The sequence below is a fragment of the Treponema sp. B152 genome (genome assembly GCF_024181665.1).
GTDB lineage: Bacteria > Spirochaetota > Spirochaetia > Treponematales > Treponemataceae > Treponema_B > Treponema_B denticola.
This window is the reverse complement of record NZ_CP058668.1, coordinates 2,202,603-2,227,717: the sequence shown is the minus strand read 5'-3', so window position 1 is coordinate 2,227,717 and position 25,115 is coordinate 2,202,603. Positions and strand designations below refer to the sequence as shown.

The 25,115-nt window shown below is 38.1% G+C and carries 18 protein-coding genes and 1 pseudogene; 10 read left to right on the top strand and 9 right to left on the bottom strand.

What is annotated here, in order from left to right; all coding sequences use genetic code 11:
- Nucleotides 1-283: 283 nt before the first annotated feature.
- Entirely contained in the window at nucleotides 284-2,260 is a 1,977-nt protein-coding gene (gene ftsH, locus HYB91_RS10505; RefSeq protein WP_002666001.1) for an ATP-dependent zinc metalloprotease FtsH, read from the top strand.
- Between the two features lie 130 nt (nucleotides 2,261-2,390).
- Here the strand turns inward: ftsH and HYB91_RS10500 are convergent, their stop codons facing one another.
- Nucleotides 2,391-3,983 carry a neuraminidase gene (locus HYB91_RS10500; protein ID WP_002676823.1) on the bottom strand — a complete coding sequence of 531 codons (1,593 nt, stop codon included), beginning with the start codon at nucleotides 3,981-3,983 and terminating at the stop codon, nucleotides 2,391-2,393.
- A 137-nt stretch (nucleotides 3,984-4,120) separates the two neighbouring features.
- Between HYB91_RS10500 and HYB91_RS10495 the strand changes: the two genes are divergently transcribed.
- From HYB91_RS10495 to HYB91_RS10485, 3 genes are read left to right on the top strand one after another with little or no spacing between them, the layout of a single operon-like run.
- Entirely contained in the window at nucleotides 4,121-4,339 is a 219-nt protein-coding gene (locus tag HYB91_RS10495; RefSeq protein ID WP_002676824.1) for a DUF6110 family protein, read from the top strand.
- Between the two features lie 26 nt (nucleotides 4,340-4,365).
- Entirely contained in the window at nucleotides 4,366-6,465 is a 2,100-nt protein-coding gene (locus tag HYB91_RS10490) for a heavy metal translocating P-type ATPase (protein WP_253719500.1), read from the top strand.
- Between the two features lie 12 nt (nucleotides 6,466-6,477).
- Nucleotides 6,478-6,792 (top strand): hypothetical protein, encoded by a 315-nt coding sequence (locus HYB91_RS10485; RefSeq protein WP_002672629.1) that lies wholly within the window; start codon nucleotides 6,478-6,480, stop codon nucleotides 6,790-6,792.
- Between the two features lie 362 nt (nucleotides 6,793-7,154).
- Here the strand turns inward: HYB91_RS10485 and HYB91_RS10480 are convergent.
- Both HYB91_RS10480 and HYB91_RS10470 read right to left on the bottom strand, forming a co-directional pair.
- Nucleotides 7,155-10,120, bottom strand: a pseudogene (locus HYB91_RS10480) (DEAD/DEAH box helicase family protein).
- Nucleotides 10,121-10,245: 125 nt separating this feature from the next.
- Nucleotides 10,246-11,493, bottom strand: coding sequence for an integrase catalytic domain-containing protein (locus HYB91_RS10470; protein WP_002676828.1), 1,248 nt, complete (start codon nucleotides 11,491-11,493; stop codon nucleotides 10,246-10,248).
- 227 nt (nucleotides 11,494-11,720) lie between these two features.
- Between HYB91_RS10470 and HYB91_RS10465 the strand changes: the two genes are divergently transcribed.
- From HYB91_RS10465 to HYB91_RS10455, 3 genes are read left to right on the top strand one after another with little or no spacing between them, the layout of a single operon-like run.
- The gene (locus tag HYB91_RS10465; protein WP_002676829.1) at nucleotides 11,721-12,962 is read left to right on the top strand and encodes a DNA cytosine methyltransferase; all 1,242 of its coding nucleotides are present in this window, start codon (nucleotides 11,721-11,723) and stop codon (nucleotides 12,960-12,962) included.
- Nucleotides 12,938-15,511 (top strand): sensor histidine kinase, encoded by a 2,574-nt coding sequence (locus tag HYB91_RS10460; RefSeq protein ID WP_002676831.1) that lies wholly within the window; start codon nucleotides 12,938-12,940, stop codon nucleotides 15,509-15,511. The genes HYB91_RS10465 and HYB91_RS10460 overlap by 25 nt, the downstream gene beginning before the upstream one ends.
- Nucleotides 15,508-16,410, top strand: coding sequence for a response regulator (locus tag HYB91_RS10455; RefSeq protein WP_002676833.1), 903 nt, complete (start codon nucleotides 15,508-15,510; stop codon nucleotides 16,408-16,410). The genes HYB91_RS10460 and HYB91_RS10455 overlap by 4 nt, the downstream gene beginning before the upstream one ends.
- A gap of 166 nt (nucleotides 16,411-16,576) precedes the next feature.
- Here HYB91_RS10455 and HYB91_RS10450 read toward each other — a convergent pair whose 3' ends face one another.
- Genes HYB91_RS10450 through HYB91_RS10440 form a run of 3 tightly spaced genes read right to left on the bottom strand, consistent with a single transcriptional unit; the run spans nucleotide 16,577 to nucleotide 19,689 of the window.
- The gene (locus HYB91_RS10450; RefSeq protein ID WP_002676835.1) at nucleotides 16,577-17,620 is read right to left on the bottom strand and encodes an ATP-binding cassette domain-containing protein; all 1,044 of its coding nucleotides are present in this window, start codon (nucleotides 17,618-17,620) and stop codon (nucleotides 16,577-16,579) included.
- Nucleotides 17,610-18,326, bottom strand: coding sequence for a GTP-binding protein (locus tag HYB91_RS10445; RefSeq protein ID WP_002672626.1), 717 nt, complete (start codon nucleotides 18,324-18,326; stop codon nucleotides 17,610-17,612). Before HYB91_RS10445 ends, HYB91_RS10450 begins: the two co-directional genes overlap by 11 nt.
- 55 nt (nucleotides 18,327-18,381) lie before the next feature.
- Nucleotides 18,382-19,689: an ABC transporter substrate-binding protein gene (locus HYB91_RS10440; RefSeq protein WP_253719499.1), complete on the bottom strand. Its 1,308-nt coding sequence runs from the start codon at nucleotides 19,687-19,689 to the stop codon at nucleotides 18,382-18,384.
- 55 nt (nucleotides 19,690-19,744) lie between these two features.
- Here HYB91_RS10440 and HYB91_RS10435 point away from each other — a divergent pair, with 55 nt between their 5' ends.
- Complete coding sequence (locus HYB91_RS10435; RefSeq protein ID WP_002665989.1) at nucleotides 19,745-20,395, top strand: Crp/Fnr family transcriptional regulator; 651 nt, start codon at nucleotides 19,745-19,747, stop codon at nucleotides 20,393-20,395.
- A gap of 45 nt (nucleotides 20,396-20,440) precedes the next feature.
- On the opposite strand, the gene hcp is transcribed toward HYB91_RS10435, so the two are convergent.
- The gene (hcp, locus tag HYB91_RS10430; RefSeq protein ID WP_002672620.1) at nucleotides 20,441-22,072 is read right to left on the bottom strand and encodes a hydroxylamine reductase; all 1,632 of its coding nucleotides are present in this window, start codon (nucleotides 22,070-22,072) and stop codon (nucleotides 20,441-20,443) included.
- Between the two features lie 78 nt (nucleotides 22,073-22,150).
- On the opposite strand from hcp, the gene HYB91_RS10425 reads away from it, so the two are divergent.
- A complete protein-coding gene (locus tag HYB91_RS10425; RefSeq protein WP_253719498.1) occupies nucleotides 22,151-23,587 on the top strand; it encodes an alpha-L-fucosidase in 1,437 nt (478 codons plus the stop codon).
- Nucleotides 23,588-23,608: 21 nt separating this feature from the next.
- On the opposite strand, the gene HYB91_RS10420 is transcribed toward HYB91_RS10425, so the two are convergent.
- Together HYB91_RS10420 and HYB91_RS10415 are read right to left on the bottom strand one after the other, a co-directional pair.
- Entirely contained in the window at nucleotides 23,609-23,950 is a 342-nt protein-coding gene (locus tag HYB91_RS10420; RefSeq protein WP_002665986.1) for a type II toxin-antitoxin system HicB family antitoxin, read from the bottom strand.
- Nucleotides 23,951-23,959: 9 nt separating this feature from the next.
- Complete coding sequence (locus HYB91_RS10415; RefSeq protein ID WP_002687133.1) at nucleotides 23,960-24,178, bottom strand: type II toxin-antitoxin system HicA family toxin; 219 nt, start codon at nucleotides 24,176-24,178, stop codon at nucleotides 23,960-23,962.
- 88 nt (nucleotides 24,179-24,266) lie between these two features.
- Between HYB91_RS10415 and HYB91_RS10410 the strand changes: the two genes are divergently transcribed.
- Nucleotides 24,267-25,067, top strand: coding sequence for a putative ABC transporter permease (locus tag HYB91_RS10410; protein WP_002676839.1), 801 nt, complete (start codon nucleotides 24,267-24,269; stop codon nucleotides 25,065-25,067).
- Nucleotides 25,068-25,115: the final 48 nt, after the last annotated feature.

Genomic DNA, 25,115 nt, shown 5'->3' with positions numbered 1-25,115 from the left:
CTGCCAAAGGGCTTGCCGCCCTTTGGAATCCGGCATTATTAAAAAGTTTCTATTTTATTCTTTAAGTCGAGATTAAAACAGAAGAAAGGTCAATTCTCTAATTGAGTTTGAAATCAATAGAATTTTGCTATTTATTGCAAACTTTTCGTACAATAATTATGAAGGGGGAATTTTTCTATAAAAACGTTTTCCTTAATTAAAATATAAATTTGCCTTCCTATCGACTTTTTCTTATTTTTTATGTATTATAGTAAAATAAATTAGAGATATTATTGGAGAATGTATGAGTAAAGATAATGACGATAAAAACCAAAACGATCCCTTTAACTTTTTTAATTTCGGGCCGGATTCCGATGGAGACGATAAAAAATCACCCAAGAAGCCGTTTTTTTCTTTATGGCTTTTAGCACCGCTTGTAGTTATTATTTTTATCTTAATCAATCAGTTAATGGTGCTCAATAGTTCCGCCCTGATTCCTTTTTCGGAATTTAAGGATAGAATTACAACGGGACAGATAAAAAAGGTTGTTCTCGGCCCTGTTTATTTTACCGGTTATACCAGCATACAGGATGATGATTCTTCAAATACCTCCTTATTTTCATTTTTGTCGGTACAAAAAAATACTAATGAATATGTAACAGTCGGGATATACACCTCGGAGTTTTTACAGCTTTTAGATGACCATCATGTGGTTTATCATGTAAAGCCTAAGGAAAGAAGCTATATTGTTGAGCTTCTTTTACAGTGGGTTCTCCCCTTCCTTTTGATATTCCTTGTTTGGCGTGCCATCATGAGACGGATGACCAAGGGGATGGGCGGTTTGGGCGGAAGTATTTTTTCTCCCGGGCAGGCTAGAAGTGCTGCAATAGACGAGGGAAAGGTTGAAACCCGCTTTAAGGACGTCGCAGGCGTCGATGAAGCTAAAGAAGAATTAATGGAAGTTGTAGACTTCTTAAAATATCCTCAAAAATATACCGAAATAGGCGGAAAGATTCCGCGAGGTGTTCTTTTGGTAGGCCCTCCCGGAACGGGAAAAACCCTTCTTGCGCGAGCCGTTGCAGGTGAAGCAGGGGTTCCCTTCTTTAGAATAAGCGGCTCGGACTTTGTTGAAATGTTTGTCGGCGTAGGAGCTTCCCGTGTGCGTGACCTATTCAGGCAGGCCCGTGAAAAAGCTCCCTGTATTATCTTTATAGACGAATTGGATGCTATCGGAAAATCGCGTCATAATTCTTACAGCTCAAATGATGAGCGGGAACAAACTTTGAACCAGCTTTTGGTTGAAATGGACGGCTTTGACAATAAGACGGGCTTGATTCTTTTGGCTGCCACCAACCGCCCCGATGTTTTGGATCCGGCCTTGCTAAGACCCGGCCGCTTTGACAGACAGGTTGTGGTTGACCGCCCCGATGTAAAGGGAAGAGAGCAGATTCTCAAGCTTCATGCAGAAAATGTAAAACTCGATGCTTCGGCCGATTTGGCTTCGATAGCCCGCATTACAGCCGGCTGTTCAGGTGCCGACCTTGCAAATATTATAAATGAGGCCGCTCTTTTGGCTGTCAGAAGTAAAAGAAAGACCGTCATTATGACTGACTTGGATGAAGCCGTTGAAAAGGCAATGATAGGCTTACAGAAAAAATCCCGCGTAATCCGCGAAGAAGAAAGAAAAGTAATAGCCTATCATGAAACAGGTCATGCCATCGTAGGCAGCTTTACCGATGGAGCCGATAAGGTCCATAAGGTAACCATAGTTCCCCGCGGAACCTCGACTTTGGGCTATACCTTCCATATTCCCGAAGACGATAAACATATCGTTACCGAAAAACAGCTTTTGGCCGAAATAGATGTTCTTTTAGGAGGCCGTGCCGCCGAACAAGTAAAATTCAATATGGTTTCTACCGGAGCTGCAAACGATTTAACCCGTGCCACCGATATTGCCCGAAGCCTTATAACCGATTACGGTATGAGCTCTAAATTTAAAAACGTCGCCTTGAGTAAACGGGGTGCCGGATATCTTGGCGATAATGAACCTAGGTTGGTGCGTGAATATGCCGAAACAACCCAGCAATACATCGACGAAGAAATCGCAAAGATAATCAATACCCGATATGAGGGTGTTATAAAAATGCTGAACGAAAAAAAGCATCTTTTGGAAAAGATAGCAACAACCCTTTTAGAAAAGGAAACCATAGAAAACGAAGAATTCGATGCGATAATCGCTGAGGAGAAGGCTCCTAAACTTTTTGAAAAAGAGAGTGAATAGACGGTAATATTATCAAAATTTAGTCGAGAAATTCGGTAAGTTCAAAGTGCTCATACTAGATAACCACCGCACATCATGTGCGGCGTACATCCTTCAGCGGGGGCACAGCCCCCTTATAACAATCAGGCAGTTACTCTTTCCAGTGCAGTTTTTCGTTTTTGTAATATTCTTTTACGCTTGGATCAACGGGCTTGCCTTCCAAATCGGTGTAGGGACACTGCTTTGAACCCGTACCGAGGAAAATAGCCTCATAAGCGCCGTTTGTGATGACATCGATAGGCAGGTTTTTGTAGGCTATGTCGTACTCAAGCCCGCGTGTATTTCTTTCGTATAAAAAGCCGATACCGCCGTCACGTTGTACATCCATAGTCGAATAGGCGCTGTCTCCGGTTTGCACCAAGTAGCTGTGGCTGTTCCATGCGGAAGCCGAAATAAAATCGTTTATGCTTATCGCGGTGTTCGTCAATTCCCGCCAATGAATGGTAACCTTTGAACGTCCCGGACCGTCGGGAAGTGATTGGAAGGCAAGATAAACCGGGTCTTTTGTATCGGTTTTACGAGCCTTTAAGATAAGAATTTCCCCGTTTGTACCGCTTCCACTTCCGAGATTCACAAATTGTTTTGAGCTCCAACTTCCCGCACCCGTATCGGGATTGCTATACGTAAAAATATTTATCAATCTTCCGCCTGCGTTTGTGTTCCGGCTGGAAAGGAGAACGCTGCCGTCCGGCAGTTCTTCTACCTTTGCTTCATCTCCACCGAAGATAGGAGAAGAAGCTGCATCTCCCAACACCTTCCATGTAGAACCGAAGTCATCGGAATATACGACGGCATTGCCGTAACCCCGGCTTAACAGAGCCGAGTAAATGCGGTAATGACTGCCGGTTTTAATGTAGCGCGACTGCATAATTCTACCCGAACCGAAAAACAAACTTTTCCACGAGGAATTAAACCCGAAAATCGTATTGGAAATATCTTTTTTCCCCGAATCGGGAAAGGTTTTGCCCCCGTCGCGGGATACAAATTGAATAACATGCAGGTATGCATTTGGATCTGTCGTTGAATAGTTACCATTTTGATATTTTTTTGTTCCGTGCACACACAATATGAGCACATCATTCGATTCGCGGTCGGCCACGATGGCAGTATCTCCGTAGCCGTTCTTATCACCGGCCGGTATATTTGTGATATTGGTATCGGCCGACCATGTTTTGCCGTTATCTTCCGAGCGTTTAATCAATAAATCAATACCGTGATTGAAACCCAAATCGGTGTTTTCAGTGTAGCGTAAATCGGTTACGGCAAGCAGGGTTCCGTCGTTTGTTATCGCAAGGGCGGGTATGCGGTAATAGTCGTTAAAGTAGGGGGCTGTTTTACTTTGCCATAAATCCTGTACGGCAGGGACGGTGAGTTTTGTCCATTTGGCATACAGCGTCGTGTTTTCGGTAACCGTGTCGGAAGCATTGTTCCACGGAGTAGTGTCTGCCGCCTCTTTATACCATCCGCCGAATTCCCAGCCCGAAAATTCGAGGGGTGGGGTTTGAGCGGCAGTCAATAAGCTGTCTTTTGGTATGGTTAAAGCCGCCGGTGTTTTTCCGCGTCCTTGTACATCAAACGTTACAGTAAAGGCCGGTATTTTTTTATTGTTTATTTTTTGCGGGCAGCCTGCCAGTAAAACAAGGGCTGCAACAACAAGTAAAAAAACTGATATGCTATTTTTCATTTCAATAATTCCTTAAAAGCATAATTTATACAAGTATTGGAGGAATGTCAAGCTTTTTAAAAAATTGATACTGCTTGTAACTATAATAAAAAAATGATAAAATACGCCCTACAAAGATAGGATTATTGGAGGTATATATGACCAGATGGGGAGCATTTGCACTCGGTGTTGTTGCAGGCGGAGCCGCAGTTCTTTTAGCCAGAAATGCTAATTTTAAAAAGGCTTGTGCCAAGGTAGTTGGGGCCGGCCTAAAATTAAAAGACGAAGCTGCAGCCTTTGTTGAAACCGTAAAAGAAGACGCTCAAGATATAATGGCAGAAGCGGCATATAATAAAGAAGCCGCAGAAGCAAAATAATTTGATCTCTTACCAATAAAATCTTTATGAATTTTTATATTGCTCACCGCCTCCCTGGGCGTTTGCGTTTAAGATATAGCCGGAGAGGTTTAAGCCGCAAACAAGCCGTTCTTGTAGAGACTCTTGTGTCTTTGCAAGAAGGCATAAGATCGATAAGTGTAAATCCTGTTTCAGGAAGCATCTTAATTGAATATTCGGGGATAAGCGAAGACGAAGCTCTTTCTTATATAAAAGCTCTAAATTCTTCTTACTTTGAAAACGAAGAACTGTTAGAAAATGTAGAGGAACCTATAGTGAGCGAAAGTTTAACGGTTTCTCTGGGGATGCTGCTTGCGGAGTTTTTTATCCGCAGACTCTTACCTATTCCTGTCCGCAGGATATTGGCTCTCTTTTCAATTATGCCCCGTGTAAAAGGCGGAATGAGAGCCTTGAAAGGGGGCAGGCCTTTTTGTGCCGAAACCTTAGATGCAACGGCTCTTTCGCTTTCTTATGCGACGGGAGACCTAAACACAGCCGGAACCATCGCGATGATGCTTGAAATGGGTGAAATCTTGGAAGAGTATACCCGCCGGAAGTCCTATGAAAATTTAACCCGCAGTTTTTTGAATACAAAAGAAACTGTTCATGTTCTAAAAGACGGAAATGAAACTGAAATTTCCGCCAATCTTCTTCAAGCCGGAGATACGGTTATTCTTAGGATAGGGTCGGTTATTCCTGCAGATGGAACAGTCGTATCGGGCGAGGCTTCTGTTAATCAGGCTTCAATGACGGGAGAAGGCCTTCCCGTGCACAAGGTTTCGGGAGATACTGTTTTTGCTTCTACCGTCGTTGAAGAGGGGGAAATCCATGTATGCGTAAAGGCTTGCGGACGGGAAACCAGAGTGAGCAAAATAGCCGATATGATTGACCGCTCTCAATCGTTAAAGGCGGCTTCACAAATCAAATCCGAAAGAACTGCGGATAAACTTGTCTTTTATAACTTTTTACTTGCAGGCTTGACCTACGCCTTTACAGGTAACTTTGCAAAGGCTGCCTCGACTCTTCTTGTTGACTATTCTTGTGCGATGAAGTTATCTGCTCCTGTCTGCGTGCTTTCAGCTATGAAAAACTGTGCAGAGCACGGTATTACCGTAAAGGGCGGAAAGTTTTTAGAAGACTTTGCCCGAGCCGATACAATCGTATTCGATAAGACGGGAACTCTTACGGAATCCCAGCCCTCGGTTAAAAAGATAATTACCTTCGGCGGCAGGCCGGAAAAAGCCGTATTAAAAATAGCGGCCTGTCTTGAAGAGCATTTTCCCCATTCGCTTGCAAGGGCCGTTGTACGGGAAGCCGAAAACAGGGGAATTAAACACAGAGAAGAACATACGAAGGTTTCCTATATTTTAGCCCATGGCCTTAAATCTACCTTAAAAGGAGAGGAGCTGCGTATAGGAAGCGCTCATTTTATATTCGATGATGAGGGTATTCCAAAAACGGAAGAAGCCGAAAAAGCTATTGAAGATTTGTCGAAGAGCGGCTGTTCCCAGTTATACTTATCGATAGGAAAAGAACTTGCCGGTATCATTGCGATAGAAGATCCTGTTCGCCCCGAGGCAAAAGAAGTTGTTTCAGAACTTCACAAACTGGGAATAAAAAACATAATTATGCTGACAGGGGACGGCCCCCAAACCGCACGCAGTATAGCCGAAAAGACGGGTATCGACCGTTATCATGCTCAAGCTCTTCCCGATACAAAGGCCGATTTTATTAAAGAGTTAAAAGCGGAGGGTAAAAAAATCGTTATGATAGGCGATGGGATAAATGATTCTCCTGCCCTGTCGGAAGCGGATGTAGGAATTGCAATGGGGCAGGCTTCTTCGATAGCAGGAGAAACCGCCGACATTCTTTTGCCGGATGACGGCCTAAGGGCCTTACCCATTTTAAGGCGTATAGCAACGGGCTTGATCAAAAGAATCAATGTAAACAATAAAGCGATTATCGGCATTAACTCAGCCCTTATTGCAGGGGAACTTGCGGGCTCAATTCCTCCGGCTACAGCGGCCTTAGTCCATAACGGTTCGACGGTTGCCATAGGTATGTCTGCAATGAGAAGCTATGAATCGTCCTTTGCCGAATCTATTTAATCGGAGGAAGTAATGACTGTTTCAAGTTTTTTTCCCGGGCATATAAGGCTCAGGGGCGAGATGATAAAAGATAAGGATATTTTTGAAGCTTTTGAAAAGGCCGCCTCTTCTCATAAGGCGGTCAGCAAAATTGAAAGGAATGAGAGGACAGGAAGCCTTTGCATTGAGTATGATGCAAAGGCCCTGCCTCTGTCAAAGTTTGAAATCTTTAAAGAAGATTTACCTGAGCTAAAAAAACTTTCCGATGCCTATATTTCTGGCAAGGTAGAAAAAAAAATAATCATCGAAAAAATTTCAGAACTTTGGGAAAAATTAAAAAACGCATAAAGAGCAATTTTAGCTGCGATTTTGAAGTTATTAAATACCCTCCCGCCGCAAAAAGTTTAAACTTTTTGTAGACTTTTTAAAATTTTATGTGATATATTATTGAATGGATGGTCTTATATTTTGAAAGAAACAAGATCCAGTGGGGCGGCGAAGAACGCTGGAAGAGAAATGATAAAGCCGAAGGTTCCCGAGTGAAAATCTTCCGTTTCGGATCAATGTGCTTTTCTTTTAATTTTTCTAAAAAAGGGTGAAGTCTTGAGAGAATAACAAGGGTTTTTAGCCTTGAAGCTCTCCGCCGGTTCGCTTGTACCCCCTAATCTACAGTTTCTCAATCTGTCCTATCCAATAGTTAAGCAAATTAGTTATAACATTTCCATTTCGACTTCGACAGCTGACGCGATTTCCAAATTACAGATACGGATGCTGCAGTCATCAGCTTCCAAATATCCGAGAAAATTAATACTGCCGTACCATAAAATTTTTTCATCAAAAACGGCTAACCTTTGTGTGATATTTTCTTTTGCCGAAACCGCAGCCCCGGCCGCTTCGAGCATATCAATATACTGCTGTTGTTTTTTTTGCCGTCCTTCATCTTTATGCAGCTTTGTCGTAATAAAAATTCTACATCCGGTTGAAATAATTTTCGGCACGAGTGGTACAAATTTTTGCACTTCCGTTTTGGAAAGATACGGCGAACAAACGACAATTGATTTTTTTGCATTCATGCAGTCTTGAATAAAATCGGTTTTATAGCCGCCGGCGGAATACAGCTTTGACGGCGATTTTTCTTTTTTTTCCGAATCGGAAACCGGCTTTATTGTATAGCCGAGCTGTTTATAGCCTTTAAGCCGATTCCGGTACATTCTGTCGAAAACCGAAAGACGAAAATCGACATAGTCGAAAATCAGAACTTCTTCTTTTCCTGCAAAATTTCTGTGCAAGCGGCCGCAATATTGTGCAAGCGTTCCCTTCCAGCTGAACGGCATTGCAAGCATAAGCGTGTCGAGCCTAGGATTGTCAAAACCTTCTCCGGCATACTTTCCCGTCGCGAGTACGATAAGCGACTCGGATGCGGGAACTTTGTTGAGTATTTCCAACTGTTCTTTTTTTTGCTTTTGCGTTCCTTTTCCGGTAATCACGATGACATTGCGAGCTGCGTCCTTCAGTTTTTCTTTTAACAATTTTAAATGTTCAATCCTGTCAGAAAGAGCAAGCGGTGTTCGTCCTGCTTTTACGGCGGCTTTTACATCGGAAACGATTAATAAATTCCGCGGCTCGGATTGTATCATTTCAGAATAATAATTTTTTATTACCGATTTTGAAGTCTCTATATTTTCCGCGGAGATATGAAAATTCGTAAAACGTGGAACAAAATAATGCTCAAAGTTTTGCACGCGATTCATCTGTTTCGTAGTAGTCGCATAAAGAATCTGCCCGCATTGCATAAAGATAATTTTTTGCCTACCATCGCGACGCACCGGTGTTGCAGTCAGCCCGTATACGTATTTTGCACGAAAACTTTTTACAAGATTTTCCGTTCCGAAGGCTGAAACGTGGTGGCATTCATCGACGATAAGCATACCATAAATATGGCGGCGCGGTTTTACCGAATCCGATTTCTTCTCCGTCAGTGATTTAATAATTGCGATGTCGATAATTCCTGTCGACGTATCTTTTCCTGCAGCGATCGTTCCCGCTTCGCAATTTAAAAACCGCTTGATGGCTTTTTTCCACTGCTCCAAAAGTGTGTGCGTTTGCACAAGAATGATCGTATTCGTTTTCCTTTCCGCAATGAGTGCGGCAGCAGTTACCGTTTTTCCGAAACCAGTTCCGGCGGATAAAATACCGATGTCCGATTCGAGCATCGCTTGCAAAGCATCCTTTTGCTCCGCATACAGTTTCTCACTAAAATCGACTTTAATGCTAATCCCCTGTTCCCGTTTGTCATTGATTTCGTAAGGTGCATTGCAATCGTTTAATAATTTTTGAATCTGTACGATATTGCCGCGCGGCAAGAGCAAAGCGTTTTCACTCTCGCCGGAACAATCGATGTAACGCGGGATGTTATACAGCGGGAGCCGCATTTGAAGGTTTCTAAAATACTCAGGATTTAAGAAAACCGCCGTCCTCCGAAAAATTCCCAGAGCCCGCTCCGAGATTCCGGTTTTTGTAATTTCTATTTGATTTGAAAGCGTAATATGTACAGCCGAAGAAAAATCCTTTTGTGTAAGCCGGATATTTTGCGGCGATCCGAAATCTTTATATGCAGCGCCGGATTTCAACACGTTTTCGGTATCACAATCATTCGGCAAAAAGCCATGCACTACTTTTGTAATTTCGCTGCAGCATATGTCTAGATCTTTGCCGATAATTTTTTAATGGAACTTAAATAGTTCCACTGATCGTCGAACGGAATAAAATCTTCATCTACGAAAACGGAACATTTATTTTTTACTGCTTGTCCTTGCAGCGGCAAAGCTATTAAATTGCCGTAGCCGCCTTTTGGTATTGAATCCTGATTAGGGAACATACGGTCGAGTGATTCAAACGACAGAGAATGCTGCTCATTCATCGCAGCCTGTAAAATCAACACGCCTAAGTTGCGAGCCCGCTTTGCACTAATGCTTTCACCAAAAAAAATCCAAAAATGAGCTCCTTTTCCCGAACGTGATATTTCAACCGAAACGGGAATAGAAAACGCCGCGCACGTTTTACGGACAGAGGTAGCATCTTTTTTCCATGCATCGGAACTTCCCGTGTGTGAATCAAAGTCAAAGGCGAGAAATCGGCATACGTCTCCTTCCATAAGCGGGTATAAACCGATAGCATCGCGGCAGGCGATATCTTTTCCAGCTAGGTGATTAAAAATGTATCGGTCGGAAAGCGGCACGGGAAGCTTAAACGGGCAGGATGCACAGGCATATTTTTTCATATCGCATTTTCCTGTTTTCCATTTGTTTTCGCAAACCGGAGAATAACCGCTTTTGTTTGATTTTGCATTGTACCATCTCAGGGCAAATACATCTTGTCGGCCGATAAATAACGATGTATACAAATTTATTTTTTCCTGTGCCGTACTGTTCCGATTGACAAGACTGTGCGGCAACGGGAGTATATCCGCTTTCGCCGTAAGCACCTTTTGCGGCATTCGTGGGCTGTATGCAGAGACGGTATTGTCTTGATCTTTTACATTTTCCGTGCCGCTTTTTTCTTCAAGGACAAGCCGAATATCTTCATGTCTCACGGCAAAGGAATGTATCAACCCGACAAGGTCTTTGCGGGAAAGTGTTTCTAAATATGATAAAACGGCAGCTGATATATCGGGCATATTGTGTACAAATTATGTATCGGCCTATGATGTACAAAAATAAATAGAATATTATAACTCGAGTGGTGTAATGCGTAAAAAAGTAATTTCGGTGTGAACATCCCCGTATTTACTCACGTAAAAATCTAACCGAAATGATTTGCGTTACTCAAGTAAAAATCTAACCGTAGCCATGTAGACCACCTGTGAGTCATTGAAATAAGTTTGCTCTGCAGCTCTTGCGTTTTATCAATCAGCTGTTGTAAGTCTAAACTGTCCTTCCTACGCCGCAGCTCATCTTTTTCAGCATCGCTTATATCAGAGCTTTCCATAAGCCTACGATACGGTGTCTTAGCTTCATCATATTTCTTTATGACCTTTGCGTCTACCCTATGCTTTGAAATAATCTTCATTGAAGGAAAAAAGAAGTTTACAAGCATGTTATATTGCTCATAAAGGTCAGCCATAACGCTTCGTGCCTTCTCTCCCTCAAATCGGTAGTAACCGACAATGCGTCTTACTACACTGTCATTTTTCTGTTCCACAAAACAATTATCATTTTTTTTACACGATCGGCTTCGAGTGAAGATAACATTATTCGTGTTACACCATTGCAAAAGCTGTATATTCTTAAACTCGCTTCCGTTGTCGCTATCAATACCTTTCATCTGAAACGGTAAGTTTATTTTCACATCCTCTATCGCTTCTTTTACCCATCGGTGAGCTTTGTTTAAAAGGGCTCTATTTTCCGTCCATCCTGAATGAACATCAGTGAGGGTAAGTGTGCAAATATACTGTCCTTTAGTACTTATACCACAGTTTGCGACAGTGTCAACCTCAAAAAAGCCCGGTTTGCGTTCATCCCAGTCGAAAAAGGTGCGGATTGGAATGAGCTTATTAAGATTCTTTGCAGGCCGTGTTGTTGAAATACCTCGGATAGAATATTTTGGAATTTCAGGCTTGAGAATCCTACCGACCGTTGCACTTGATATGCGAGCGAGTTTTGCTTTAAGTTGTTCAGAATAGCCGAACTTTTGAGCAAAGTAATCGATATTATCACGTATAAACGGCACGAGCCGTTTTGAACACAAGTACATCGAAAAAATCCACAGCCGGATGACTTGCTCTTGTACGTCTTGACCGTAGTATTTTTCATAGTTTCGCTTTTTTCGTGTCTTTTTAATGATCTGCACACTTTTTTTGGCAGCGTTGTTAAAGTGTGTTACTTTTACGTATGCACTATTTTTCAGAATATGAATTGCATATTTTCGGTTGTACTTGATAGTTGCAACAAACTCATCGAGGATTTTCGTCTTTTGTTTCTTTCCTGCAGTGCAGTACCGTTTAGCCGTTTCCTCGGTCAGCTTCTTTTTCATTTTCATATCTAACCCCATTTTGCCCTTCCTTAGGGCTTCTATTTTAGGTTAGATTTTTACGTGATGAACAGCTTTTTTTTCGGTTAGATTTAACTTGAGGCAATGCGATCCCTTGAATTTTATACTAGATTCATGTTACTATAGTATGTACTGTGGGGTAAATAAAGTATGATTCGTCTGTATCCGACAAAAAGCTTGCTGCAAATATGCGATGCTGATATGGCGTTTAGGATGGTTCAGGGATTATGAAAAAGAATAAACACTATACTGTTATTGATTTATTTGCAGGTTGCGGTGGTCTATCTCTTGGATTGTATCTATCTGGATGGCAAGGTGTTTTTGCTATTGAGAAAAATAAGTTTGCTTTTGAAACATTAAAAGCTAACTTAATACAAAATAAACAACATTTTAATTGGCCTAAATGGCTACCACAAACTCCTCATGATATAAATGAAATATTAAAAAATTATAAGAATCAATTGAATGAGTTTAGAGGTAAAATTGATCTAGTTGTAGGAGGACCACCATGTCAAGGTTTTTCTACTGCTGGTAAGAGGGTCAAAGAAGATGTAAGAAATAATTTGGTATTCTCATATATTGAATTTATTAAGTTAATTGAGCCGAAGATGATTCTTTTTGAGAATGTAAAAGGCTTTACTTATGCCTTTGAAAAAAAAATAGATGAGGCTTCTATACCGTATTCAAAAAAAGTTATTGATGCTCTTATTGATTTAAATTACAAGATAGAAGCATATATTATAGATTTCTCTGAATATGGTATACCACAGAGAAGGAATAGATTTATATTAATCGGTAGTAAAGCTATAAAAAATACGCAAAGTAATTTTAAGGAATTACTGGAATCAAAAAAATCTGAGTTTTTATTAAAAAAAGGTATTCCAGCCAATATTACAGTAAAAGAAGCTATTTCAGATTTATTACGTTCAAATGGACAAATACCTACACCTGATAGAAAGGGATTTATGTCAGGAAAATACGGTAAGGTTGAATCAGGATATCAAAAATTACTACGTGGAAATTATGCACAAGAACATAATATTCCGGATAGTCATAGTTTCGCAAAGCACTCTCTGTTAAAAGAGGAATGCTTTAAAAAACTCTTAAACAGCAATCAGCATCGAGGTAAACGGGTTGATGAAATTATAAAGTCAAAATTAAATATAAAACAGAGAAGTTTAACCATTTTAGATCCTAATTCTGCTTCGCCCACCATCACCAGTCATCCCGATGATTATTTGCACTATAGTGAACCAAGAATTATGACAGTACGTGAATGTGCACGTATTCAATCTTTTCCTGACTGGTATGAAATTAAAGAAAAATATACCACAGGAGGTAGTATGCGTAAAATAGAAGTTCCTCGATATTCGCAGATTGGTAACGCAATTCCACCTCTATTTGCAGAATTAGCAGGTTTAGTATTAAAGGATATGCTGGAAGTATGGAAGAGATGCAATTTAAAATAAGCTCAGCTTTGAAAAATCTTGTTGGTAAAGATTTAATTACGAATGATTATACTGCCGTTTTCGAATTAGTGAAGAATTCTTATGATGCCTATGCAACTAAGGTTGAAATAACATTCTCTGACGATAAAATTATTATAGCAGATAATGGGAAAGGAATGACTTTTGATGATTTAAAAAATAAATGGTTATTCCTTGGTTATTCTGCCAAAAAAGATGGAACAGAGGATCAAAATATAAATAAACAAAAATCATATAGAGATAAAATTAAACGATACTATGCCGGTGCCAAAGGCATAGGAAGGTTCTCCTGTGATAGATTGGGGAAGTATTTAACACTTATAACTAAAACTTCTAAATCATCAACCGCAGAGCAAATAGTAATAAATTGGAATGATTTTGAGGCTGACCAAAAAAAGGAATTTGTCCATATAAATGTAAAATATGCAAAATTGAATCAAAAAATAGCATTTCCTTTGAATGCAAAGAATGGAACAATCCTTGAAATTACCGATTTAAACGATGAAAAAATTCCATGGAATAGAAAACGGTTACAAGATCTTAAACGTTCATTAGAGAAACTTATCAATCCATTTTCAGAAAAAAATGATTTTTCAATTGAAATTATCTGCGACAGAGAAAAAGAAAATGATCAAGCTATGAGAGAAAAAGGCGGTTTTGAAAGAGATATTGTCAATGGTATAATAAAAAATAGTATATCAACAATCCTAAATTTAAAAACAACACAAATAAGTGTACAATTACATAATAACAAAATATATACAGCTCTTTCTGATCGCGGTGTAGATATGTATAAAATTCAAGAAAATAATAAAAATTATAATAAACTAAGTGAAGTTAAAATAGATTTGTATTTTTTAAATAGATCAGCAAAAATGAATTTCACAAAACTAATGGGAGTCGAACCTGTTAATTATGGTTCAGTCTTTTTATTTCGTAATAATTTTAGAATTATGCCGTTTGGAAACACTGGAGATGATAGTTGGGGATTAGATTACAGAGCCCAACAAGGACATAGCCGTTTTCTAGGAACTCGAGATTTATTCGGTAGGGTTGACGTCCTAACTAATGAAATTGATGAATTAAAAGAAGTTTCCAGTCGAGACGGGGGTGTAATAGAGACGGAAACATCGAATCAACTTTTTAAGTTATTTGAAATTACTCATCGTCGTTTAGAACGATACGTTGCGGGTGTTTTATGGGGGGAAGCTTTTTTGCGTAGAGACTATTTTGCAACAGAAGTAGAAGCATTACAAAAACGTAAGGAATTGTTAGAAATAGATAAAGATAAAGAGCAGCCTGACTATATATTGACATCAAATATTGGAAGTAAAATTGATTTTGTTCAACTGATAAAGACCCTTACGAAAGATAAAAACATAGAAATTCTATATTACAATGCAGAGCTCGCAAATATTGTATCTAGCCATGATAGTATTAGCTCAATCAAACCTCAATTTATAAATGACCTTGAAAAGATCGCAGAAGACACAGATAATGCCGATTTACTTATTTCTATAGAAGATGCAAAAAGACGTATTTCAGAATTACAAAAAGATAAAGAGACTGCTGAATATAAAGCATACGAAGAAGAACAAAGAAGGATTTTAGCAGAAGAAAAAGTAAAAAAAGCTGAAGCTGCAAAAATACAGGCAGAAAAACGAGAAGAAGAAGCAAAGCATGCAAAGATGATAGCAGAAATGCAGGCAAAAGAAATAGAGCTTAAGCGACGAGAAGAAGAGATTAAACGCAAAGAGGCTGAATATCAAAAAGAAGAAGAAGAAAAAAAAAGAAAAAAACTTGAAGAAGAGAAAAACGTAACAGAAAAAGAGTTAGAAAAGGAAAGAAAACAAGGAATATTTCAACGTTCTATCATAGGTCGAGAAAAAGAACAGATACTTGGACTTCAGCATCAAATTAATCATTCTTCAGGTAGAATAAGAACAAACATAAAGCATTTGTTATCTTATATTGCAGAAAATAAAATAAAAATCGACGACAAAATACGAAAATATATTTCTATAATTTCATTAGAGTCAGGGAAAATAGAATCATTATCTAAATTTGTTACAAATGCCAATTTTGATCTAAAAGCCAGTGAAATAACTAGAAATATTATACAGTTTATTCAAGAGTATATTCAAGAAATTTATCTTCCAGAAGAACCTACTTTATCAACTAAGTTAAATATTTGTATTAACAAAGAAATTGAAATATATATCATGTCTTTTCGACCTCTTGAAATAACAACATTAATTGATAATTTTATTCAGAATGCAGAAAAAGCAGAAGCAAAAAATATAAAATTTACGATAAAAAAATATGAAAATAAAATAGAACTCCTAATTCAAAATGATGGTAAGATGATTCCTGAGACTAACATTCCAAGAATATTTGAATTGGGATTCACAACTACAGATGGCTCTGGAATAGGCTTGTTTAATATAAAATCTATTGTTGAAAGACTTCATGGAAAAATTGATATATCAACAAATAATAATCATAATGTTACATTTAGGATAGTTATATGAAAATAACGTATAATATATTATGGCTTGATGATGCAATAGATGAATTTCAAGAAGATGGTTTTATTGATGAAATAAATAAATACCTCGAAGGTGAAGGTTTCATTCCATATATCAGAACTGTATCTAAAGTAAATGAATTTCTGCAATACTTATCTGATAAATATGATTTAATTCTTATGGATTATAATATTGAAGACGGAAAAAATGGGGCAGATCTTATTACCGATATTAGAAATAAAAATATTTTTACAGAAATTCTATTTTATACAGCTCAAAAAGAATGGAAAACTCCAGATAGAATAGACAGGATATCATTTTTACAAACATCAACTATTAGTGGCAAACCCCATCACAGATCTGTTACAGATGAAACCTTGCGGTTAATAGGATTTACAATTAAGAAATTTCAACATATCATTGCTATGCGTGGTATGATTATGCATGAAACAAGTTCTTTGGATGCCCAAATAGACTCCATTATTCAAGCCTATATGAATAGTGATAGGCATACAGAACAATGCACGAAAATTGAAGAACTAATTTTAAACAAATTGAGAGAGCAATTTAGTAATAAAATGGATTTAATTAATAAAAAGAAATTTTCACATATTTGTAAGGATCCATTTTTATATAGTGCAGACTATAAACGAATTGTATTAGGAGAAATATTAAAGTACAGCCATATTGATGATTTTAGCAAACAATATAAAGACGAGATAATAACGATTCGTAATAAATTTGCTCATGCTATTCTTAAAAAAGATGAGAAAACAGGACGAGAATTTTTTGAATATAAAACAGATGGAATTACCTTTGATCATGATTTCTGTAAAAAGATTAGAAGAGATATTGCCAAATATAAACAAAAAATTGATGAAATTGAAGGTAAGATATTATAATGATCCTCCATTTCGACCCAAACCTTGCTTACCAACAAACAGCCGTTAAATCCATTGTCGATTTATTTGAAGGTCAGCTGTTAGCTTTTTCTGAAAGGCTCAGGATGCATGGCTATACCTGACCCTAAGTTACAGCTTCTTAATTTCGAATTCAGAAAATTCCATCCTAGAGCTCTTCTCCTGCCCTTAACCTTGTTCTCATATTTTGAATTTTTGCATCCATAATTTCAAGCTCGGCAAGGATTTCTTTTTCTTTTTTTGAAGTTTCTATAACGGATGCTATTCCTCCGTTTTTGATAACTATCCGCTTATCCGCATAGAGGGCCAGAGCCGGATCATGTGTGGCCATTAAAACAATTTTTTCCTTTGAAACCAAGAGTTCCAAGGCTTTTTTGCGGTCAATACCTGCATTTTCTATTTCGTCTATGAGAACGATGGGAGAGGAGCTTAGTATAGCCGTATCTGCAATCATAAGAGCTCTCGACTGTCCTCCGCTCAAGGCCGTTATCGGCGTATCCAAATTAAATTTTTCTCCCGCAAGATTGTTTGCCGCCTCTATGATATTTTTTACCGCATCTTCCTTGTTTTGGATAAGACGGCTTTCCGCATGGAGCTCGATAAATTCTTTGACGGATAAATCCATTACAAAGTTCATATTTTGAGAGAGCTGAGCCACAAGTTTATTGTTTACCGAAAAACGGATTGTCTTATCGGGTGTTTTACCGTTAATTAAAATGCTGCGGTTTGTAGGAGTATCCTTTTGAGCAGTCCACTCGATATCGGCAAGGAGCCTTGATTTTCCGGACCCTGTCGGGCCTACAATCGAAATAATTTGAGAGGTATAAAGGGTAAGCTCATCAAAGTTTTCGGTTTCGCCTGACTTGTTTGTTCCGGGAAGAATTGTGAGGTTGTGAACCTCGTTTGCATTTTCCAAATTAAGGAAAGACTTCATTTGAATTATGTATTCAAAAAATGCAGAGTAAAGTTCTTCTCTGTTTATTGCTTCTTCTTCACAAACTTCATCGGAAAGCGATTGTAAAAAATCTTTTAGAGTCTGCTCCTTGTTTTTTAAAATACCTATTTCAATCAAGCGGTTTTCCTTGATGAAATCTTCGATAAAAGGGTATTCGCTTAAAATATCTTGAATCGATTTTTCAGAAAGTTTTTTAACTTCTGTATTTTCATCATTTAAATAAAATTCATTGTTCATTTTTTCTCCCCTGTTCTTCGGCAATTTTCATCTTGCGGATATTTCCCATCTGGAAGTTTTCTCCTATTCTTGTTTCACCCAAACAATAAGAGCAAAGGGCGGCAGGCATGGGAAAGCGGAGTTCCATTCCTTGTACCGTAGAAATATCTTCGGCCTTATCCGTTAAAAGGGTGCTGAGCTCAAAGGCTCCTTGGCCCGTAAGACCGTTTACATGCATGATGACCGCCCTAGGATTTACGGCATTTACCCTTGCCGCAAAAACTTCGCGTTCAGCTTGAGAAACGATGTCTCCCTTTGTGATAACTACGATGTCGGCTGACTTTAAAAGAGGGCCTATTTTTTTTGGCGTATTTATCCCCGACAGGTTATCGATTACACAGATACCTAAAATATTTTTTATATAGGGGGAACAGCGGTTACAAAGCCCTGCGGACTCGCTTACCAAAAGGTCAAGCCCTTCCTTGATTCCCCATTGCACGGCCTCCTCTATGTTTGACACAAAGAAGTGGTCGGGACATAGGGAGCCGGAGATTCCTTTTTGGACGGGAACTCCGGCCTTTTGATATAGAAGGTCATCATCAGTATAAAGGCAGTCGAATTTTACTGCCCCCGTTTTTATATTTTGTTTTTTTAAGGCATCTATTGTTTTTAAGATTACGCTTGTTTTGCCCGACGATGGCGGGCCTGAAAATATTATTAAGTTCATAAATATAATATAACAAATCTATGTGACGAAGTCTGTAACAGATGTTACACAGACCTTAAATTTTTCCGGCAGCTGTTTCAAAATCGGTTTTGATTTTTTCCAAAAGAGAACCTATATCGTTTTGATAAATAAAGTCCCAACCTACCCAAGAAAATTTTTTATCCTCTCCTAAACGGTTATCTACATCGGGATTCGTTGACGGAAAAAAACCGCTTTCGGAAAACACCCTTCCGGTTTTTTCTGAAAGGAAGAAATCCGCAAAGGCCTTTGTCAAAGCCTCATTTTCTTTTTTTACAAGCATAAAAATCGGAGCCGCTATAGCCCCGTCTTTGGGCCAAACCGTTTTTAATGCCGAATCTTCTTTTATCATCTTTGAAAAAAAGTAGGGGCTTATGTTTACGGCAGGAGGTTCATTTACAACGGATTTAGGATTTTTTAAAACCAGAGACGCTTTTCCCTTTACCATTTGTGCCGGATGAAGAGAGGTGCGGCAAGCCCTGCCCAATTTTTTTATACCTTCATCTCCGAAACGGCTGTAAATATTTAGGATTACCGAATTAAACAAGTCCAAATCGCTAAATGGAATTGCCGCAGAATTTTCAAATTCGGGTAAGAGGAGGTCTGCCCAAGTTTCGGGCATTTTTCTTCCTCTTAACAGTTCGGTGTTTACAATCATTACTGCGGGAACTACTCCGATAATTGCATAGTTTTTTTTGCCGTCTCTAAGGTCGATATAATCGTTGCAAAAGTCCTTATTCATTTTTTCGATTGAACAGTGAAAATCTTTGTTCTCGATAAAGGAGCCCATTAGTTTTTTGTCGAAAAAAAGCTCAAACCCTGCAGAAAGGAGAATATCGGGGAGGTTTTCCTTTTTTCCTGTTTGAGCTTCTTTTATTATCCAGTCGATTCCGAGGTTTGCGGAACGAAGATCATAGCTGATTTTATAGTTTTGTTTTTCAAGCTCATTTTTATTTTCTTCAATATACTTGGAATGAAATTCTTTAAAGGCTTCAAGCAGGGGGATTCTTATAGGACATGGAAGAACTCCCTCAATCCTTATATTTTTTTTGCCGTCATCATAACCGGTGTTTTGTGCGTCTTTCTTTTCTAAGCTTAAATCTATTTCGGCAAAACCGATATTTTTATTTTGTTCGATAACTTCAATAAGCTCTTTTTCGCACAAGCCGATATCAAGACTCTTCGTTAAAAGGGCTTTTTCAAGACTAATCTTTTTCCCCATTATTTTGCGCATAAGGGGATTGGTAAGAGGGGTAAAACCTTTTTCTGCCAAGTATCTTATCGTTTCAGGAAAGCGTTCGGTAATATCAAAAACACTTTCATCCATATTAAAATATTTATTCATTATAATCCTCCGATCTATAATCAAGTTAAAATCAAAATAACCCGAAATTAAAAGTATGAATCCTATTTTTAAAAATATACCCGCTCAAGAAGCGGAAAAATATTTAAAAAATACCAAGGCTAAAACCCTCAACTATAAAAAAGATGCCTTTATCTTTTTTGAGGGCGATACTCCCGCTTTTTTCTTTGTTTTAAAATCGGGTATCGTTCAAATCGAAAAAAACACTGCCGATGGAAAGCGGCTTATTGTAAACCGCTTTGAAAACCCCGGTACGGTTTTTGCCGAAGTATATGCTCTTTTGGATTCGGCTATCTACGATTACTCATGCCGTGTAATTAGCGATGCCGAAATTCTTTGTCTCCCCATAGAAGGGGTCTTTGGTGCCGGAGCGTACTCCGAAACTCATTTTAAGGTTCTAAAGAACCTATTAAATATTTTAGCTCATAAGGCTTATTTTTTAAACCAAAAGCTTCTTATCTTTTCTTCATTCAGTCTTCGTCAAAAAATAGCCCTCTATTTATTGCAGCAGGCTGAAGGAAGTTCAAAGGTTGAGCTAAACCTAAACAGGGAGGCTATGGCCGAATACTTAGCGGTTCCTCGGCCATCTTTATCCCGCGAGCTTATGAGCATGCAAAAAGATGGGCTTTTAAAAATCGAAAAAGATACCATCATTGTCAACCTTGATAAACTCGAAGACTTTAGCTAAGGGCTTATCAATAAAAGCCCTTAGCCTGTCCTCCCGGTTATGTTTCTAACCGAAAAAATGTTTTATATCATCTTCTATTGAAGAGATTCCCGATAATCCGAATTTGCTTATTAAAACATCCTTTACGTTGGGTGAAAGGAAGCCGGGAATAGTAGGCCCAAGGTGTATGTTTTTTACGCCTAAGAACAATAGGGCCAAGAGTACTATAACGGCTTTTTGTTCGTACCATGCTATATTAAAAATTATAGGTAAATCATTAATATCGCTTAGGTTAAATATTTCCTTCAATTTAAGAGCTATAAGGGCAAGGGAATAAGAATCATTGCATTGTCCTGCATCCAATACCCTTGGAATTCCGTTTATATCTCCAAGATTTAGTTTATTATACCTGTATTTTGCACAGCCTGCCGTCAGGATGACGGTATTTTTTGGAAGAGCTTCCGCAAAACCCGTATAATAAGATCTTGTTGTGTGTCTGCCGTCGCAGCCGCCCATTACTATGAATTTTCTAATATCTCCGTTTTTTACGCTTTCGACAATTTTGTCGGCAAGAGCAAAAACTTGGGCGTGAGCGAAGCCGCCTATAATCTTTCCGCTTTCAATTTCTTTTGGGGGAGGACATGACTTTGCTTTTTTTATAATTTCGGAAAAGTCCTTATGTCCGTTTTCATCGGCTTCGATATGAACACAGCCGGGATGTCCTGCTGCGTTTGTCGTGTACATTCTTGATACGTAGGAAGCCTTTGAAGGAATTATACAGTTGGTTGTCATAAGGATTGGGCCGTTAAAACTTTCAAATTCGGAAACCTGTTTGGCCCACGAATTACCGTAATTACCTGCAAGATGCTTATATTTTTTTAGTTTCGGATAATAATTTGCAGGGAGCATTTCGGAGTGAGTATAAACATCAACGCCTGTACCCTCAGTTTGCTCAAGAAGCATTTCGATATCTTTTAGATCATGCCCAGATACAAGGATGCCCGGATTATTTCTTACACCTATCGAAACTTCGGTTATTTCGGGGTTACCGTAGCTGCCTGTGTTGGCGCTATCCAGCAGAGCCATTCCCTTAACTCCGGCTTCTCCTGTCTTTAAGGTAAGAGAAATAAGTTCATCAACACTCAATTTTTCATCTATGAGCATTGAAAGCGTTTTTTGAATAAAGGCATCAACTTCTTCATCTTCATAGCCTAAGGCGTTAGCATGTTTTACATAGGCACATAGCCCCTTTAGACCATAGATAATAAGTTCTTTTAAGGAGCGCTTATCGGGATCTTTTGTCTGCAAAACGCCTATTGTAATGGCCTTGCCCAGTCTTTTCGGTATATCCGAATCAATATACACTTCAATCTCCGGATCAAGGGGGCGATTTAAAGAACTATGCAAATCATGGATTGCTTTAAGAGTAATATTTATTCTGTTGTTAATTGCTTTTTCATCAAAATTTGCATTGGTTATTGTAACAAAAAGGTTTGTGCTTACGATGTGGTTAATTTCTTTTTCAACCTTAATCCCGTTTTCCCTCATATAACTTGTCACCTCGGAAAGCTTTTTTGTTCCCCAGATGAGAAAGTCCTGTAATCCTGCAACTAAGGGGTTTTTCCCGCATACTCCGACCCTTACGCAGCCTGAATTTTTAAATGTCTCCTGACATTGAAAACAAAACATAGTGTCCATAGTATTCTCCTATTTTTCAAAGGTTTGAGTAAATTATAAGCATTTTATGAATAGAAGTCGGTAACGGATGTTACGCGGATGTTAAATTTTTGTTGTTTTAAGTCTATTTTTGCTCACTTGAAATCTCTTATTCTATCCTATATACTCAATATTATGAAACCGGATAAAATTACACAGTGGCAAAAATTAGGTTTTGGAATGTTTATTCATTATGGGCTTTATTCTTTATGCGGAGGCGTTTGGAAGGGTGAATCGGTAAAGCGCGGTTACAGTGAACAGATTTTAAGTCACGGTAAAATTCCTAAAGAAGAATATAAGGCCTTACAAAATAAATTTACCTGTAAGAATTTCGATGCAGAAAAAATATGTGCTCTTGCAAAAGCCGCAGGAATGAAATACATTATTATCACGGCAAAGCACCATGACGGCTTTTGTCTTTTTGACACAAAGACTACAGATTATAATTCGGTGAAGGCTCCTGCAAAAAGGGACCTTATTGCAGAGCTTTCTCAAGCATGTAAAAAAAACGGTTTAAAGTTCGGGCTTTATTTTTCTTGGATAGATTGGAACTGCGAATATGCTCTTCCTATAAGCGATCATAACAGCGATAAAATTCCGCCCAAGCATCAAAAAGTTAATATTGAACAGCTGAAAGAATTGTTTACAAATTACGGTCCGCTTTGCGAGCTTTGGATGGATATGGGCTACCCGACAAAAAAGCAAAGTGAAGAAGTAAGAGCCCTTGCTCAAAAGCTTCAACCTGGCATGATGATAAACGGCCGCATATGGAATGACTGCGGGGATTTTTGTACAATGGGGGATAATAAATTTCCTGATAAAAGTTTAAATGTTCCTTGGCAAACCCCTGCTTCAATTTACCATGAAACATGGGGCTACCGTTCATGGCAAAGACGGGGCAATAAAAATAAAAAAGCCCAAGAGCTTATAGAAAGCCTTATAAGGGTAAGAGCCATGGGAGGTAATTACCTTTTGAATATCGGTCCTAAGGGTGACGGCTCCGTGGTCGCATTTGAAGCTGAAGTCTTAAAGAAACTAGGCAGCTTTTTTAAATCAAAAGCGCCTTCTCAAGGGTGTGCAAAAAAACTTTGTAAAAAATTAAATTTAGATCTTCCTCAAGATAGTATTTTAGAACTAAGCGGAGAAAAAAACGAAATTCCATTTACAAAAAAACTTTACCGCTTTACGGGAAAAGATTATTACTCTTCTCATTTTATTTGTACGGAGCTTGAACTTAATCTAAAAACTTCAAAAGACTTACACAAAACAAATTTCTGGACAATCAGCCTCGCCAGAAAAAAGCCCTTATCCCAAGATGAGGTTTTGGAAATAAACGGAAAGGAATTTTGTTTCCCCGCAAACAAAAAAGAATTGGAAATTTTTAAAAACATAAAAATAGAAAGTGTGCTTAAAATTTCAGTATCTACAGGCGGAACACCTTCATTGCGTAAGGCCTTAAAACAGGATAACTTAATTTTAAGAGTAGAAGGCAAATGATGCCGGTCATTCCCTTAAATTTTAAGAAAGTCTATAAAGAACGTATTGGTTTAAGGAAACGCCTTCATGTTCTGCATTTAAAGCTAGTTCTTTGTGTAAAGATTTAGGAAGTCTTAAAAGAAACTTTCCGCTATAATTATTTTCGTCTTGAGGCATAGGTATTGTGAAACCGTTTTCAAGTTTTGCTTCTATCCAGCCTTCCATTGCTTCATATATATTTGTATACACTTCTTCTAATGTTTCACCTGAACTTTGACAACCATCAAGCTCTTTAACTTGTGCATAATAATATACGCCGCTCTCATCGTGTATTTTTTTTGTGATAATTGAATACGGTAAATTTAAATAATCCTTTATTTGCATAAGTACCTCCTACATTCTTTTTAAAATATCTTTTACATAGCATGCTTTTAATGGGTTTTCAGATTTCACGGTTATAACATCCCCTTGAGCATTTATATAGTGCCGATGAGAACCTTTTTGACGGTCAAACCTATAGCCTATATACTCAAGAACTTTGTCAGCCTCTTGAATTCTTATACCATTTGGTTGATTTTTCATTTTTTCAATTATTTTTTCAACACTAGCCATGTTTATATGGTACTATATATAATATCATTTGTCAACATATTTTCAAATTTTAATAGTTATTTTTTTTTATTTATAGTAAAATACTAATATGGCATTGGATTATTTGATTTTATATTTTACTATTTACAGTTTTATCGGATGGTTTTGTGAAGTAGTCTATTGCTCGCTTTTACAAAGGAAGTTTGTATTAAACCGAGGAATGCTTTACGGACCTGTATGTCCCATATACGGTTTTGGGGCTTTGATTTTAATTTTTTCGCTAAAAAATTTAATCCCTTATCCTATAGTTTTGTTCTTTGCCGCCGTGCTTTTAACAAGTTCTCTTGAATATGCTGCAAGTTTTATTTTGGAATATTTATTTGATACCCTTTGGTGGGATTATTCAAAACACAAACTGAATATTAACGGAAGGGTTTGTGCCCTTAATTCGACGCTTTTTGGAATATTGGGGCTTGCTTTAATGTATATAGTAAATCCTTTTATTTCAAAATATGTAAATCAAATACCGGATTTATTTATTCTGATTATTTCAAAAGCCTTGCTTTTTATTTTTATTGGTGATTTTATTTTTACGCTTAAGGCTCTGATCGGTCTCCATGATGCGCTCTTACATATTAAAAATTTGACAGAGAATTTTTATACACATCTTGAATCGCTTGATATACATGAAAAAATAAGTGAAAGCAATATTGCAGAAAGTTTTAATCTTCTGCGTGAAAAACTAAAACAAGACGGATATTCCGCTTATGAAAAAGTACAGGAACAACTTAAACTTATTGCCGAAAAAAACAAGGGGCATATTTTATCGGCCTTCCCGAATATGAGGCAAAGAAGAAATAATTTACACTTAAAACTTTTAAAATATTTTAAGGAGAAGAGGGGAGAATAAAAAAAGAGGAATCAACAACCCCGGCGCAGAGCGTCGGGGTATTAAAAA

What these genes read in the sequence shown, in the direction of transcription:
- ftsH (WP_002666001.1), top strand. Translation starts at nt 284, where the DNA reads ATGAGTAAAGATAATGACGATAAAAACCAAAACGATCCCTTTAACTTT.
- HYB91_RS10500 (WP_002676823.1), bottom strand. Translation starts at nt 3,983, where the DNA reads ATGAAAAATAGCATATCAGTTTTTTTACTTGTTGTTGCAGCCCTTGTT.
- HYB91_RS10495 (WP_002676824.1), top strand. Translation starts at nt 4,121, where the DNA reads ATGACCAGATGGGGAGCATTTGCACTCGGTGTTGTTGCAGGCGGAGCC.
- HYB91_RS10490 (WP_253719500.1), top strand. Translation starts at nt 4,366, where the DNA reads ATGAATTTTTATATTGCTCACCGCCTCCCTGGGCGTTTGCGTTTAAGA.
- HYB91_RS10485 (WP_002672629.1), top strand. Translation starts at nt 6,478, where the DNA reads ATGACTGTTTCAAGTTTTTTTCCCGGGCATATAAGGCTCAGGGGCGAG.
- HYB91_RS10470 (WP_002676828.1), bottom strand. Translation starts at nt 11,493, where the DNA reads ATGGGGTTAGATATGAAAATGAAAAAGAAGCTGACCGAGGAAACGGCT.
- HYB91_RS10465 (WP_002676829.1), top strand. Translation starts at nt 11,721, where the DNA reads ATGAAAAAGAATAAACACTATACTGTTATTGATTTATTTGCAGGTTGC.
- HYB91_RS10460 (WP_002676831.1), top strand. Translation starts at nt 12,938, where the DNA reads ATGGAAGAGATGCAATTTAAAATAAGCTCAGCTTTGAAAAATCTTGTT.
- HYB91_RS10455 (WP_002676833.1), top strand. Translation starts at nt 15,508, where the DNA reads ATGAAAATAACGTATAATATATTATGGCTTGATGATGCAATAGATGAA.
- HYB91_RS10450 (WP_002676835.1), bottom strand. Translation starts at nt 17,620, where the DNA reads ATGAACAATGAATTTTATTTAAATGATGAAAATACAGAAGTTAAAAAA.
- HYB91_RS10445 (WP_002672626.1), bottom strand. Translation starts at nt 18,326, where the DNA reads ATGAACTTAATAATATTTTCAGGCCCGCCATCGTCGGGCAAAACAAGC.
- HYB91_RS10440 (WP_253719499.1), bottom strand. Translation starts at nt 19,689, where the DNA reads ATGAATAAATATTTTAATATGGATGAAAGTGTTTTTGATATTACCGAA.
- HYB91_RS10435 (WP_002665989.1), top strand. Translation starts at nt 19,745, where the DNA reads ATGAATCCTATTTTTAAAAATATACCCGCTCAAGAAGCGGAAAAATAT.
- hcp (WP_002672620.1), bottom strand. Translation starts at nt 22,072, where the DNA reads ATGGACACTATGTTTTGTTTTCAATGTCAGGAGACATTTAAAAATTCA.
- HYB91_RS10425 (WP_253719498.1), top strand. Translation starts at nt 22,151, where the DNA reads ATGTTAAATTTTTGTTGTTTTAAGTCTATTTTTGCTCACTTGAAATCT.
- HYB91_RS10420 (WP_002665986.1), bottom strand. Translation starts at nt 23,950, where the DNA reads ATGCAAATAAAGGATTATTTAAATTTACCGTATTCAATTATCACAAAA.
- HYB91_RS10415 (WP_002687133.1), bottom strand. Translation starts at nt 24,178, where the DNA reads ATGGCTAGTGTTGAAAAAATAATTGAAAAAATGAAAAATCAACCAAAT.
- HYB91_RS10410 (WP_002676839.1), top strand. Translation starts at nt 24,267, where the DNA reads ATGGCATTGGATTATTTGATTTTATATTTTACTATTTACAGTTTTATC.